Here is a 14,977-nt window from a genome sequence, read left to right as displayed (position 1 = left end):
GTTGGCCGCACTTTGTCGGACGCAGCCACAGGCTGGTTGGCCGGGTGCGCGGCGCCCCACCGCTCGCGGGACACGCCGTGAACCCGTCCCTGGGGGCTCGATGGCGGCATCCATGCCGCCAACGGTCCCGCAATCGGCGAGGGCGCCGCGCTAGACAGTGAGCCGGTTGCTTTGTAGACGCTGGCGTTGATGTCGTTGCGTTGTGGAGCTGATTGTCCACGCGGCGATCCGGTCGAGAGTGTCGGTGTGCATGTTTTCAACAACGCAACCAACTCACACTCCGGTGCGGTGTCCTCGCCGATTGCGGGACCATGTAGCGGCATGGATGCCGCTACTGAGCCTGCATGGACGGACTCACGGCGTGTCCCGCTAGCGGCGGGGGCACCGCACCCTCGACCAACCAGGCTTTTGACTGCATCTAAAACGTGCGGCTAAAAAGCCACTGCGTCCGCGGGTCGGACGCGCCGTTGCCATCGCCACGCATCTACCGCAGCGCAGGCTCACCGCCCATCGGCAAGTCCGCGACCGGCCACATATCGGACATCGGCGGCGTGAAGCACGTCGCTATACTTGCCGCCTCAGTCATGGGGTAGCGCGAATGGACAGGCAGGAATCAGGGATGACGTCGTCGGGCGTGCGGCGGATGCTGCTGTGGGTGGTGTTGCTGACGGTGGCGCTGGGGAGCGTGGCGTGCAAGCGCAACGAAAGCGGCCAGTTGCCCACTGCCAGTGGCGAGGCGATCAAGGCCGACAAGCAGGGCATCACCGGCTTTGGCCTGGCGCGCGCCTACCCCGACCAGACCAGCGACGGCCTGTCGCTGGCGCTGGAGTTCTCGCGGCCGCTGGTGGGCACGCAGGACTTCGATGCGCTGGTGCGCTTCGAGGAAAAGGTCGGCAACGGCGACAGCAGCTGGTCGCTGTCTGACGACGGCAAGACGCTGCGCTACCCGTACGTGGAAGCGGCCAAGGACTACACCGTCCTGATCGCCGCCAACCTGCTCGCCGCCGATGGCAGCCGCCTGGGTAAACCCCTCAAGCAGAAGGTCTACACCGGTGAGCTGAAGCCGGTGGCCGGCTTCGCCTCGCAAGGCAGCGTGCTGCCGGCGCGCGAAAGCCGCGGCCTGCCCGTGGTGTCGGTGAACGTGCCGGAAGTGGATGTGGAATTTTTGCGCGTGCGCGAGAAGTCGCTGCCGGCGTTCTTCCACCAGTTCCAGCGCGGCGGCCGACGCGGCAGCTGGGACCTGGAAAACGAATACAGCGAGAACGCACCGCTGTCCAAACTGGCCGACCCGATCTACGTCAACCGCTTCATCCTGGGCGGCAAGCAGAACGAGCGTGTGCTGACCTACCTGCCCACGCAGGACATCACGGAGCTGCAGGAGCCGGGCCTGTATTTCGCGGTGATGAAGCGCGCCGGCACCTTCGAAAACGAATTCGACACCGCTTTCTTCACCGTCAGCGACATCGGCCTGCACACGCGCGCCTACAAGGACAAGCTGTTCGTGCACACCGCCTCGCTGCAGAGCGGTGAGCCGGCCAAGAATGTGGAACTGCGCATCCTCGATGCCAAGGGCGAGCTGTTCCTCAAGGGCAGCACCGACGCCAACGGCAATGCGTTGCTCAACTACACACTCGACGCCAGCCACGTGCTGGTGGCGCGCAGCAAGACCGATATTTCGATGCTGCCGTTCAACCAGCCGGCGCTGGATCTGAGCGAATTTGCCGTGGCCGGGCGCGAAGGCGCCTGGTTCGACGTGTTCGCCTGGGCCGGCCGCGACCTGTATCGCCCCGGCGAGACCATGCGCGTGTCGGCGATCCTGCGCGACAACGATGGCAAGCCCACGAGCGGGCCGACCAAGGGCGGCCAGCCGGTGTTCCTGCGTCTCAAGCAGCCCGACGGCAAGACCTTCCGCGAAACCAAGCTGCAGCCGGGCGAGCAGGGCTATTTCGAATTTACCCAGCAGATTCCCGCCGATGCGCCGACCGGCCGCTGGCAGGTGGAATTCCGCACCGACCCGGGCAGCAAGGACGCCGTGCAGGGCATGACCGTGCGCGTGGAAGAGTTCCTGCCCGAACGCATGAAGCTGGACCTGGACGCCGCGCAAAAGACCTTGAGCGCCGGCAAGCCCTTCACCCTGATCGCCAATGCCGCGTATCTGTACGGCGCGCCGGCCGATGGCAACCGCTTCACCGCCAAGCTGGCGGTGAGCGTTGAGCAGCATCCGCTGGAGTCGTTGCCGGGCTGGTTCTTCGGCGACCCCACACTGGAGCTGCCGCGCGAAGCCAAGGACGTGATCGACACCGAGTTCGGCGGCGATGGCGTGTTGCGCGAAGACATCGCCCTGCCGGACGAAGCCAAGCCGGTCAGCACCATTGCCGCAGTGGTGTCGGGCAGTGTGTACGAGACCGGCGGGCGCACCGTGACCCGCACCATCAAGCGCGTGCTGTGGCCGGCCAAGGCGCTGGTCGGCGTGCGCCCGTTGTTCGACGACACCGACGGCGCCGATGCCAACAGCAACGCACGCTTCGAGATCACCCGCGTGGATGCCGAGGGCAAGCCGCAGCCGGCCAAGGGGCTCAAGGCCACGCTGGTGCGCGAACTGCGCGACTACCACTGGAACTACACCGACGACCATTGGGATTACGACTTCACCCGCCGCTTCGAGAACAAGGACACCCGCACGATCGATGTCGGCAGCGGCAATGCCAAGCTCGATTTCCCGGTGGAGTGGGGTGAGTACCGCCTGGACGTGTTCGACCCGGCCACCGGCCTGACCACGCGCTACCCGTTCCGCGCCGGCTGGAGCTGGAATGACGAGAACCGCGGCCTGGACGCGCGCCCGGACAAGGTCAAGCTGGCGCTGGACAAGACCGGTTACCGTGCCGGCGACACGCTCAAGGTCACGCTGACCCCGCCGCATGCCGGCAAGGGTGTGTTGCTGGTGGAAAGCGACAAGCTGCTGTACGTGCAGGACATCGACGTCAAGCCGGGCAGCACTTTCGAGATTCCGGTCACCGAGGCCTGGGAACGGCACGACGTGTACGTGACCGCGCTGGTGTTCCGCGGCGGCAGCGCGCCGAGCAAGATCACCCCCGCACGCGCGGTGGGCGTGGCGTTCGTGCCGATGGACCGCAAGGCGCGGCGCGTGGCGGTGGGCCTGTCTGCGCCCAAGCAGATGCGCCCGGAACAACCGTTGCCGGTGACCGTGAGTGTGCCGGAGCTGGCCGGCAAGGCCGCGCACGTCACCATCTCGGCGGTGGACGTGGGCATTCTCAACATCACCCGCTTCCCGGTGCCCGATGCCAACGCGCAGTTCTTCGCGCAGCGCCGGCTGGGCACCGATGCCTACGACATCTACGGACGGGTGATCGAAAGTTTCGAAGGCGCCAGCGGCAAGCTCAAGTTCGGCGGCGACATGGCCCTGGAAGCGCTGCCACAGGCCAAGCGCCCGACCGCACGCGTGCAGACGGTGGACCTGTTCTCCGGCTCGGTGAAACTCGACGCCAAAGGCAATGCACGCGTGCAGCTGCCGGTGCCGGATTTCAATGGCACGCTGCGTGTCTCGGCACTGGTGTACTCGGACACGCGCTACGGCAACCGCGACATGGAAACCATCGTGCGTGCGCCGATCCTGGCCGAAGCCAGCATGCCGCGCGTGATGGCGCCGGGCGACCGCAGCACGGTGACGCTGGACGTGCAGAACTTCACCGGCAAGCCGGGCGAGTTCAACGTGCGCGTGGACGGCATCGGCCCGCTGGCCATTGCCGAGGCGGCGCGCAGCGTCAAGCTGGCCACCGATGGCAAGCAGACGCTGAGCTTTCCGCTCACCGCCACCGAAGGCTATAGCGTTGCCAAGGTGCGCGTGCGTGTGGACGGCAACGGCTTCAAGGCCGACCGCAGCTACGACCTGCCGGTGCGTGCCGGTTGGCCGCAGGTGCTGCGCACGCAGACGCGTGTGCTGGATCCATTGGCACCGGTGAGCATGGATGCGGGCCTGACCGAGGGCCTGATGGCCGGCTCGGTGACCGCGCGCATGCTGGTCAGCCCGCTGCCGCCGATTCCGTTCGCCAGTGCGCTGCAGGATGCGTTGAACTATCCGTACGGCTGCGCCGAGCAGACCACCAGCAAGGGCTATGCGGCCTTGCTGCTGGACGAGGCCACGGCCAGGGCGCTGGGCACCAAGGGGCTGGATGCGGCCACCCGCCGCGAGCGCATGGAAGGCGCGTTCGGCCGGCTGGCCTCGATGCAGATTGCCAGCGGGCATTTCTCGATGTGGGGCGACGATGGTTACGTCAATCCGGGCCTGACCCCGTACATCGCCGAGTTCCTGCTCGATGCCAAGGACGCCGGGTTTGCGGTGCCCGACAACGTGCTGCAGAAGGCGCTCAATCGCCTCAGCGAGGATCTGCTCTCCGGCGGTAACGAGTTCTACGGCCAGGACCGCCGCGACAACCTCAAGTTCGCCAACCAGGCGTGGTCCGGCTATGTACTGGCGCGCGTGAACCGTGCGCCGCTGGGCACGCTGCGCGCGCTGTACGACAACCAGCGCGACAAGGCGCTGACCGGGTTGTCGCTGGTGCATCTGGGCGCGGCATTGTCGCTGCAGGGCGATACCAAGCGTGGCCAGGCAGCGATCAAGGCCGGCTTCGCCAAGAACAGTGCAGACCGGCCCCCGTACTTCGGCGACTACGGCAGCGCGATCCGCGACGATGCATTGATGATGGCGCTGCTGCACGAACGTGGCTTGTCCTCGCCGGAGTACGACACCCGCGCGGTGACGCTGGGCCAGGCGCTGGACGCGCGCCGCGGTGGTGGTTCGCTGTGGCTGAGTACGCAGGAGCAGGTTGCGCTGGCGCGGCTGGGCAAGGCGCTGATGGTGGCGCAGGGCAAGACGGTGTCGGGCACGTTGACGGTGGGTGGGGAGGCGCAGGAGATCGCGCCGGCACGCCTGTTTGGCCGTAGCTTCGACAGCGCCGCGCTGGCACGTGGCGTGCAGTTCGTCCCGCAAGGCGAGGCGCCGATGTATGCCAGCCTGGAAGTGGCCGGCATCCCGCGCAGCGCACCGGAAGCGGACACCCGCCATCTCAGCGTGGAACGCACCTGGTACACCACCGACGGCAAGCCGTGGACGCCGCGTGCGCTCAAGGAAGGCGAGGCGTTGATCGTGCGCGTCACCATCACCGCCAACACCAGCATGCGCGACGCCTTGCTCACCGACCTGCTGCCGGCCGGCCTGGAGATCGAGAACTTCAACCTGGGCGATGCCAAGCAGTGGGCCGACGTGGTGGTGGACGGCATCGGCATCAGCGAACGTTCCAGCGCCGCCGACGTCAAGCACGAAGAGTTCCGCGACGACCGCTACGTGGCTGCGCTGTCGTTGTCTTCGGGCAGCAAGGCGCAGGTGTTCTACCTGGTGCGCGCCGTCACCCCGGGCACCTACACCGTGCCGCCGTCCCTGGTGGAAGACATGTACCGCCCGGACCTGCGCGGTGTCGGCCGCACCAACCCGGCCACGATCACGGTGGTGCAGCCGTAAGGGATCACGGTCGGAGCGCGCTTGCGCGCGGTAAGGCTTCCCTGGGAATGCCTCTCCGCGCGCCTGCTCGCTTCCAGGCCAATCAGACCGGCGTTCCAAACGTAGTTCCAATGAGGCCACGATCAGCGGCACAGCCGTAGTGATCACTGTAGGAGCGCGCTCGCGCGCGATGAGGCGTTCCCGGGGGAAACTCCACCGCGCGCCTGCTCGCTTCTAAGCCAATAAGACCGCGTTCCAGAACGGAGGTGCCAGCCAGGCCACGATCACGGTCGTACAGCCGTGCGCAATCACCGTAGGAGCGCGCTCGCGCGCGATGAAGCGTTCCCAGAAGTGCCTCACCGCACAGGCGCGCCTCTACCCCAGCCAGATCGCATCCCAAAACGGATAGGCGCCAATGCGCTGCACCAACCGGGCACGCAATGGGTTGGCGATGACATAGCGTGCAACCGCACGCAGATCCGCGTCATGGCGCACGGCATGGTCGTGATAAGCGCGGGCCCAGACGGGCGCCTGCACAGCACGCTGCGTGTTGACCGCACGCGTGCTCGCAGCCTTCAGGCACGCCACCGCCCGCGCCAGCGGCGCGTGATGGCCCAACTGCAGCAGCCAGTGAACGTGATCCGGCATCAATACCCAGGCAAGCAAGGTGGCATCTGCGGGCGCTGCTTTGGTAAATGCGCCACACGCGCTTGCAGCCAGGCGAGGATCGTCGAACAGGCGCTGCCGCTGGTGGGTTGTCGTGGTGAGCAGGTAGCAATGCCCCGCAAGCGAATGGCGGCCGCGGCGAAGGGCGCGATGTCCGGGCGAAGTGGAATCAGTCATGCCAACAGATTGACGTGCTTGGTCGATGGGCTGCATTGGCGCAATCCCTGGATTGGGGTCAGCGGACTCCGCGCCGGAGTGCGGGCTTGGGCGGCGGGCGTTGTCGGGAGAGCTTCTCGCGCGCGAGCGCGCTCCTACGTTGGGTTTGCGTCCAGCTGTGGCTGAACGAGACACCTCTCATGGCGGTGGCGCTGCGAAGGGGTGAATCCGTCATCCATGATCTGCGAGGCCCGTGTAGGAGCGCGCTTGCGCGCGATGAGGCGTTCCCGGTAAAGCTTCTCGCGCGCAAGCGCGCTCCTACGTTGGGTTTACGTCCTGCTGTTGCTAAACGGGATAGCTTTCGTGGCGGCGGTGCGGCGAAGGGGTAAATCCGTTATCCATGATCTGCGAGGCCCCGATAGGAGCGCGCTTGCGCGCGATGAGGCGTTCCCGGTAAAGGCCCGTCGCGCGCAAGCGCGCTCCTACGGTTCTTCGCATTGCGCGACAGGTGTTCGCATTGTCTTTTTGGTGCTATGTGCGCGACACGCAAAGGTCATCCTGGCTGCCTACGGTGGCGTGCTTTCGCACAGACGCGGCGCCCTTGCCGCGCGATTTCCGGGATTCCATGCAGCGCTCCGATTCGTACCGTGTGCACGTCTCTGTTCTTGCCCTTGCCATCGCGGCCTGTTCGTCGGGCGTGCAGGCACATACCCTTGACGCTTCAAATGCCGCGGGGCAAGGCTCGCCGATCTCGCCGGCGGCAACGCCTGCAGATGCAAGCGGTGATGCAGGCGGTGCGGAAACGCCAGCCGCGGCAGCGAATGCTTCCTGGCCATCAAGCGAGGCATCGAATCAAGATCTCTCCGCTACCGCTACGTCTGCTACAGCTACCGCTGCTACAGCGACAGCGACAGCGATAGGTGCAGGCACAGGTGCAGCTTCAGACACAGGCATAGGCAAAGTCGCCAGTGCCAGTGCCAGTTCCATTTCCAGTGCCAGTGCCAGTGCCAGTGCCAGTTCCAGTGCCAGTGCCAGTCCCACCGCAGGCGTGCAAACCCTCGATGCCATGCAGGTCACCGGTGTGCGGCGTGCCAACGCGGCGGCGGTGGAAAGCAAGCGCGCGGCGACCAACATCACCGATGTGATCAGTGCGACCGACGTGCGGGCCTTGCCCGACAGCACCATTGTCGAAGCGTTACGTCGCGTGCCTGGCTTATCCGTGTTGCCTGCCACCGACAACGAGCATCCGCGCGATGAAGCCGCCACGCCGGTCCTGCGCGGGCTGGGGCCGTCGTACAACAACGTCACCATCGATGGGCTCACCATCGCCTCGCCCGGTACGCCCAACGGCACGCTCGGCTCGATCACCCGCGGCGTGCGGTTGGATCTGCTGCCGGCCTCGATGGTCAGCGAGTTGCAGGTGGTCAAGACCTTTACACCGGATCTGGACCCCAATGCCACCGGCGGTGCGATCAATCTCAAGACGCGCAGTGCGTTCGAAAACGGCGGCAAGCCGTTCTTCAGCGCCGAAGCCGCACTGGGCCACGCCAACGACGTCGGCAAGCCGCGCGACCAGGACGACCCTGGGTATCGCTTGAATGCCACCGGCAGCCGCACCTTCGGCAGCGAACAGCAATACGGCTTCACGCTTTCGGCCAACTACCAGACGCTCAGTAGCTACACCGAAACCCACATGACCACCGACACGGTGCATTACGGGTTCTACGACAACAACGGTGTGCTGCAGACCGGCGCAAATCTCGGCAATGGTTGGGCGGTGCCGCAGCAGGATAAGTACTGGTACGTGCAGAACCAGCGCGACCGCTATGGCGTCACCGGCAAGTTTGAAGCGCGCCCGAGTGCGGCCTTCGAGGCCTACGCCATGGCCGGGTACTACTATTTCAAGGACGACATGGAGCGCAACGAGGTCATCATCGACCCGCGCAACCGTGGCCAGGTGTTCAACCAGACCGCGACCTCGGGCAGCTATCCCGGCGGCGATATCGAGGTGGGGTACTCCAACCAGATCGTCACCACGCGCACCAAGGTGGCGCAGCTGGGCAGCATCTGGCGGCCCACCGATCGGCAGCAGTTTTCTGCACGGGGTTCGTGGTCGGATGCGACCTACGACGAGCCGATCCGCATGATCAAGTACGCCACCGGCATCATTCGGCCGGCAGCGGTACCAGTGGGGCAGACCGGTAGCGGCGTGACCGTCAATGCCACACCCAACTATGCGTTCAATTACGACACCTCCGGCTTCGATCAGCGCTTCGGGGTATCGCCGCAGGCCTACAACAATCTGGATAACTACAGCCTGTCGTACTGGCGGCCGGACTATAAGCGCACTGCAGCCGATCGCATTCTCACCGGTCGGCTTGATTACGGCTTCAATCAAGGCGAAAGCGATCACGGTATCGGGTTTGCCGCGGGCGTTTCATACACCACCGACAAGCCGTCTTACGACATCTTTCGCTTGGAGTACCAGCCCAACACCAGCGCACCGGCGTTCGGCCTGGCCGATGTTGCGGGCACTGGCAGGGCGCCGATGCGCTATGCCGGTCTGAACCTGATCACCATCGATCCGGACAAGGCCAACCGCGTGCTGGCGGCAACGCCGCTGAGCGCGTTCAACAGCACCGACCAGCAGGCCTTCAGCAACCAGGACAACTTCACCCACACCGAAAAGACCTTCGGCAGCTACGGGTTGGTGAGTTACCGCAGTGAGCGACTCAACGTGCAGGCCGGCCTGCATTTGGACAGCACCAAGCTCAACACCGTAGGCCGCCAGCGCCAGCTGGACACCGCCAGCAACCGCTACGTGTATGTCGATAACCCCACCAATGCGGATTACGACTATCTGCTGCCTTCGGCGATCATGACTTACCACCTGACCGACGCACTGGACCTGCGCGTCGGCGCCAGCCGCACACTTGGCCGCCCGCCGTACGATGCGTACGCAGCCCGCACCTCGATCGGCTTCGTCAACACGACCGACGCCGGCAACCCGAACGCGCAGGGCGTCACCGTCACCATCGGCAACCCCGACATCAAGCCGCGCGTGTCCAACAACCTGGATCTGTCGCTGGAATGGCGGCTGCCGGGTGACTTCGATGCCTTCGCCTCCACCGCCGTGTTCGACAAGCGCATCCAGGACGAGATCTTTACGCTCTCGCGCACCGATAGCTTCACCTTCGACGGCACCACCTACGCCAATGCCTTGATCAGTACGCCGGCCAACGCAGCCAAGGCGCGCATCCGTGGCGTGGAATTCAACGGCATCGTCAACACGCTGGCGCCGATTGCACCGTGGCTCAGCGGCGTGGGCTTCAGTGCGAACTTTGCGCTGCTCGATGGCAGCCTGGACGTGCCGTATAGCGTCGGCAGCGGCAGCACCGTCAACCAGCGCGAGCGCAAGCTCGACAACCTGGTCGGCCAGCCGGACTACACCGCCAACGCCACGCTGTTCTACAACACCGGCGGCCTGGAATTGCGTGCCGCCTACAACCGGCAGGGCAAGGCCTTGCGTGCCATCGTCAGCAACATCGACTGGCAGGATCTGTACTGGTCGCCGCGTTCGCAGCTGGATTTCACCGCGACGTATGCGGTCAGCAAGCAGCTCAGCCTGATCGGCCAGGTCAGCAACCTCACCCACAGCCGCATCAGCAGCGTGACCGGCCCGGGGCAGAACCTGCTCAAGGACAGTTACTCGGTGCCCAGCACCTATTGGGTGGGCCTGCGCTTTACACCCTCGCTCTAGACAACCATGGCCGCGCAGTGAGCGGCCATCCAAGCACCTGCAACGCGATGCAGCCGCCTGGCGGATGCGTCGCGTTGCCCACGCATTCAAACGGAGCCGTACGATGACCTTGCAGTCTATTGCTTCTTTTGCCGCGCTGCTGTGCGCAGCCATTGCCGCCGATGCGACTGCCGCGCCGGTGGGGGTTGCCGCGATCCAGGCACGGCTGACCAATCCCGACGGCGGCATCGTGGTGGTGGCGCATCGCGGCTGCCACGCCGCGGCGCCCGACCATGGATTCAACGACACCGCGCCGGAGAATTCGCTGGCAGCCTTGCAACGGTGTATTGCCATCGGCGTGGACGTGATGGAAACCGACGTGCGCCGCGCCGCAGACGGCACACTGGTGATGCTGCACGACGCCACCGTGGACCGCACCACTGATGGCACCGGCAAGCTGTCCGAGCTCACGCTGGCCGATCTGCAGAAGCTGCGGCTGCGCACCGACGAGGGTGGGGCACAGGCGCCGCTCACCGACCAGCGCGTGGTCACGCTGGAGCAGATGCTGGCCGCCGCCAAGGGCCACATCCTGCTCAATCTCGACGTCAAGGATGCGATCTATGTACAGGTGGTCGACGCGGTCACGCGCGCGGGCATGCAGCACCAGGTGATCGTCAAGGCCGAAGCCGGCATCGCCACGCCGCCGCTGGCAGCGATGCAGCCGTTCGACCGGGTGCACTTCTTCCCGATCCTGATCAATGCGCATGGCACGGCCGATCTGGCCGCGATCGCCACTGCACAAACCCGCAATGCGCGCCCGATGGCGTTCGAGCTGCCCAAGATGGCCGCATCGCAATTGCCGGCCCTGGTTGCGGTGAGCAAGGCGCACAACGTGCGGCTGATGGTCAATTCGTTGTGGGCAGGCTTTATCGCCGGGTACGGCGGCGATGCCGATGCCGGGCGCGACCCGGACAAGGTTTGGGGCCGCATGCACCGCGACGGCATCTCCATCATCCAGACCGATGCGCCGGAAGCATTGCTGCGCTATCGCGCGACGCTGGAGACGCGTTGAGCGCCGCGTTACCTCGCTGCACGCAGCAGGCTTGCGACGGATGCGCACTGTCGCCGCACAGCATGACCATGGCACTGCGGGGACCCTGCAGCCGCCGCTATAGTCAGGCGTTGTTTGCACGCAAGGATGTCTGCATGCCGCTCGATACACGCCAGCGCAAATTCAGTCCGCATGTCGTCTGGTTGGTGGTGCTGCTGATCGCGCTGCAGGTGCGCGACGTGGCCAAGGCGGTTGGTTTGCCCATCCCGAAAATTCCCGTGCCCTATGGCGGCGGGATTGCCGACAATTTGCTCAGTGTGGTGGTCGTGTTGGCCGCAGCGGCCTTGCTGCGTCCTGGTACGCCAGCCGAGATTGCAGCGCGTCTGGGGCTGCGTTGGAACGGTTTACGCGGCCCGGCGCTGACGCTGTTGGCCACACTGCCGTGCTGGCTTGGGCTGTGGACGCAATCCACCTCGGTCGGCACCGGCGATCTGCTTGGCCTGCTGTGGCTGGCGCTGCTGTTTCCGTTGGCCGAAGAAATCGTCTTTCGTGGTTTCGGCTTTGTCTTTGCCTGCCGCGCACTGGCCTGGCGTCCGGCGATCGCCGCGCTGGTGCAGGCGGTTGTGTTCGGCGGCGTGCATTGGCTCGGGGCAGGCGGCGGAGGCGGCGACGCCTTATTGATCTTCGCCATCACCGGCATCGGTGCGCTGCTGTTTGCCATTGTGGACGCACAGGACGGTTACACGATCTGGAGCGGCTGGGTGCTGCATGTCTCGCTCAATGCGGCCTGGACGGTCTTTGCAGTGTCCGATTCGGCTGCCAGTGGCTGGCTCGGCATGGCATTGCGGCTATCTGCCGTATTCCTGGCGATGGGATTGCTGCGGCTGTTTGTAACGCCGTCTCGCTCGCTGCGTGCGGACGTTGCAAGCTAGCGCGTTCGTCATTACGTCATTCAGGAGTGCGCAGGTGAGCTGCTCACCCGATGCGCGGCGCGCAAGAGTGGCCGAAATGTGTTTTGCCCTGCATGCTTCGCAGGATGGATGAACAGCAGCAAGCGCAGGCAAGGACCGAGAGGACGCAGGAACGCGTCGCTGGCACCGATGATGTGGCCCAACGCGGCCACCGCCGCTGGTTGATGTGGCTGCGCTGGAGCGCCGTGGGACTGTTGTCTGCCGTGCTGGTGCTGGACCTGGCTTTTCCGCTACCGCTGCCCAAGTCGCGCGACACCTCCACGCTGGTGGTCGCACGCGATGGCACGCCGTTGCGCGCGTTCGCCGATCGCAATGGCGTGTGGCGTTATCCGGCCAGCCCGCAGAGCGTGTCGCCGCTGTATCTGCAGGCGCTGTTGAATTACGAGGACCGCTGGTTCTGGCGCCATCCGGGCGTCAATCCATGGGGTCTGCTGCGGGCGGGCGGGCAGTGGATCAGCAGCGGGCGCATCGTCTCCGGTGGCTCCACCCTCACCATGCAGGTGGCGCGCATTCTCGACCCGCACACGCGCACGCCCTGGGGCAAGGCCAAGCAGTTGCTGCGCGCGCTGCAATTGGAAGCGCACCTCAGCAAGCAGCAGATCCTGGCGCTGTATCTGGAGCGCGCGCCGTACGGCGGCACCATCGAAGGTGTGGAAGCGGCCAGCTGGGCCTATCTGGGCAAGCCGGCCACCGCGTTGTCGCAGGCTGAAGCGGCGTTGCTGGCGGTACTGCCGCAGTCGCCGAGCCGGCTGCGCCCGGATCGCCACCCGGAAGCGGCGCAGCGCGCCCGCGACAAGGTGCTCGACCGCATGGTGGAGCTGGGCGTGTGGTCGCGCGCACAGGTGGACGATGCCCGCATCGAACCGGTGGTGACGCGCTCACTCAAACCACCGTTGCATGCAGCGCTGTTGGCGCAGCGCCTGCACAGCGCGCAACCACGCGCCGCACGCATCGTCACCACGCTCGACGTGGAGCTGCAGCGCACGCTGGAAGAACGCGTGGCCACGTATTTTTCGCAATTGCCCGAGCGCACCTCGGCCGCCTTGCTGGTGGTGGACAACACCAGCATGGAGGCACGCGCATATGTGGGCTCGGCCAGTTTTGGCGACCGCAAGCGGTTGGGCCATGTGGACATGGTGCAGGCCTGGCGCTCGCCCGGTTCCACGCTCAAGCCTTTCCTGTATGGCATGGCGCTGGACGATGGCGTGATCCATTCGGAAAGCCTGCTGGTGGATGCGCCGCAGAGCTTCGGCAATTACCGCCCCGGCAATTTCGATGCGGCCTTCAACGGCCCGGTGGCCGCAGCCACAGCATTGCGGCTGTCGTTGAACGTGCCGGCCGTGGATTTGCTGGATCGCATCGGCCCGGCGCGTTTTGCCGCGCGCTTGTCCAACGCCGGCATTGCGCTGCGCTTCGCGCATGGCAGCACGCCGAACCTGGCCTTGATCCTGGGCGGCACCGGTGCGCAGTTGCAGGAGTTGGTGGGTGCGTTCGCGGCCCTGCAGCGCGGCGGCATTGCCGGGCATGTGCGCTATATGCCGGACGATCCGCGCATCGATCGGCGGCTGATGTCGCCGGGCGCGGCGTGGATCGTGCGCGAGATCCTGCAAAGCAATCCGCGCCCCGGGTATGCCAGCGGCACCTTCGACACCACCGCGCGCCCGGGCGTGGCGTGGAAGACCGGCACCAGCTACGGCTACCGCGATGCCTGGGCGATCGGCGGAACGCGCCGCTATACGGTCGGTGTGTGGGTCGGCCGGCCGGATGGCACGCCATTGCCGGGGCAGTACGGCGCAGTCACCGCGCTACCGCTGATGTTCGAGGTGATCGACGCCTTGCCGCGCGCGGCCGGCGACAGCGCCCCGATGCCGATGCCGGCCAGCGTGCAGGCGCTGGAGATCTGCTGGCCGCTGGGCACTGCCGCCGCGCAGACGCCGCCAAACTTGTGCGCGCGCCGCCACGAGGCCTTCGTACTCGACGGCGCGGTGCCGCCCACCTTCGCCGAACGCGATGCGCGGCTGTGGCAGAGCGGGCAACTGCAGTACGAGGTGGACGCACGCAGCGGCCAGCGGCTGTCGCAGGAATGTACCCAGCCGCATCCGCGCGCCGCACGCAGCCTGGCGCGCTGGCCGGCGCTGGTATCACCCTGGCTCACCGCTGCCGAGCGCGCTGCCGCACAGCTGCCGCCACTGGCTGCCGATTGCCTGCCCGACGGCCGCATGACCGGCGGTGGCGTGCTGCGCATCGACGGCCTGACCGATCGCGCCACGCTGGCCCGCGCCAACGACACCGCACGCCCGGTGCGCCTGCAATTGCGCGCGCTTGGCAGCGAAGCGCGCATCGACTGGCTGCTGGACGGCCGCTGGATTGCCCAGACCGCGGGGCGCCAGGGATTTCAGCGCGATTTTGCGGAAGTGGGCACGCACACCCTGACCGCGATGGCCAGCGACGGCGCCTGGACCCAGGTGCGTTTTCGCGTCTTGCGTTGAGCACGCGTTGCGGCAGCGCGTGTGTAGGAGCGCCCTTGGGCGCGATGGGCTTTCCCGGTAACGCCTATCGCGTTCAAGGGCGCTCCTAAGAGATTAGGGTTGCTTGTGTGGCCGATGGAAGAAGCCTCGCCCATCCAGTCATCCGCCACGGCCAAAGCAAACTGTTTCTCCCAGCGCCGCATGCATCTACAGAGGCAGCGACCGCTTTTGTAGGAGCGCCCTTGGGCGCGATGGGCTTTTCCCGGTAACGCCCATCTCGCCCAAGGGCGCTCCTACGAGATTTGGGCTGCTTGTGTGGCCGATGGAAGAAGCCTCGCCCATCCAGTCATCCGCCACGGTAGAGCAAAACTGTTTCTTCCAGCGCCGCACGCATCTGCAGACGCAGCCGCG

At 66.0% G+C, this 14,977-nt stretch carries 6 protein-coding genes; 5 read left to right on the top strand and 1 reads right to left on the bottom strand.

Annotated elements, in window-relative coordinates; translation table 11 throughout:
* Positions 1–619 precede the first annotated feature (619 nt).
* Complete coding sequence (locus tag ACD584_RS18530; protein WP_070692165.1) at positions 620–5,536, top strand: alpha-2-macroglobulin; 4,917 nt, start codon at positions 620–622, stop codon at positions 5,534–5,536.
* 354 nt (positions 5,537–5,890) lie between these two features.
* On the opposite strand, the gene ACD584_RS18525 is transcribed toward ACD584_RS18530, so the two are convergent.
* The gene (locus ACD584_RS18525) at positions 5,891–6,358 is read right to left on the bottom strand and encodes a transposase (RefSeq protein WP_076036250.1); all 468 of its coding nucleotides are present in this window, start codon (positions 6,356–6,358) and stop codon (positions 5,891–5,893) included.
* 604 nt (positions 6,359–6,962) lie between these two features.
* On the opposite strand from ACD584_RS18525, the gene ACD584_RS18520 reads away from it, so the two are divergent.
* The 4 genes from ACD584_RS18520 to pbpC all read left to right on the top strand — a co-directional run bounded on the left by ACD584_RS18520 (position 6,963) and on the right by pbpC (position 14,587).
* Positions 6,963–10,097, top strand: coding sequence for a TonB-dependent receptor (locus ACD584_RS18520; protein WP_116923827.1), 3,135 nt, complete (start codon positions 6,963–6,965; stop codon positions 10,095–10,097).
* Positions 10,098–10,200: 103 nt separating this feature from the next.
* The gene (locus ACD584_RS18515; protein WP_175611558.1) at positions 10,201–11,148 is read left to right on the top strand and encodes a glycerophosphodiester phosphodiesterase family protein; all 948 of its coding nucleotides are present in this window, start codon (positions 10,201–10,203) and stop codon (positions 11,146–11,148) included.
* Between the two features lie 68 nt (positions 11,149–11,216).
* Positions 11,217–12,059, top strand: a complete 843-nt coding sequence (locus ACD584_RS18510) for a type II CAAX prenyl endopeptidase Rce1 family protein (RefSeq protein ID WP_076037766.1) — start codon at positions 11,217–11,219, stop codon at positions 12,057–12,059.
* Between the two features lie 203 nt (positions 12,060–12,262).
* Positions 12,263–14,587, top strand: a complete 2,325-nt coding sequence (gene pbpC, locus ACD584_RS18505; RefSeq protein WP_175611813.1) for a penicillin-binding protein 1C — start codon at positions 12,263–12,265, stop codon at positions 14,585–14,587.
* The last annotated feature ends 390 nt before the right edge of the window (positions 14,588–14,977 follow it).

This window comes from Xanthomonas sp. NCPPB 2922, assembly GCF_041520885.1.
Lineage (GTDB): Bacteria > Pseudomonadota > Gammaproteobacteria > Xanthomonadales > Xanthomonadaceae > Xanthomonas > Xanthomonas campestris.
Note: the sequence above shows the minus strand (reverse complement) of the source record. Positions and strands in the feature narration are given on the sequence as shown.

Bases quoted from the DNA above. Each gene is read 5' to 3' on its own strand.
- ACD584_RS18530 (WP_070692165.1), top strand. From the start codon at position 620: ATGACGTCGTCGGGCGTGCGGCGGATGCTGCTGTGGGTGGTGTTGCTG.
- ACD584_RS18525 (WP_076036250.1), bottom strand. From the start codon at position 6,358: ATGACTGATTCCACTTCGCCCGGACATCGCGCCCTTCGCCGCGGCCGC.
- ACD584_RS18520 (WP_116923827.1), top strand. From the start codon at position 6,963: ATGCAGCGCTCCGATTCGTACCGTGTGCACGTCTCTGTTCTTGCCCTT.
- ACD584_RS18515 (WP_175611558.1), top strand. From the start codon at position 10,201: ATGACCTTGCAGTCTATTGCTTCTTTTGCCGCGCTGCTGTGCGCAGCC.
- ACD584_RS18510 (WP_076037766.1), top strand. From the start codon at position 11,217: ATGGCACTGCGGGGACCCTGCAGCCGCCGCTATAGTCAGGCGTTGTTT.
- pbpC (WP_175611813.1), top strand. From the start codon at position 12,263: ATGTGGCTGCGCTGGAGCGCCGTGGGACTGTTGTCTGCCGTGCTGGTG.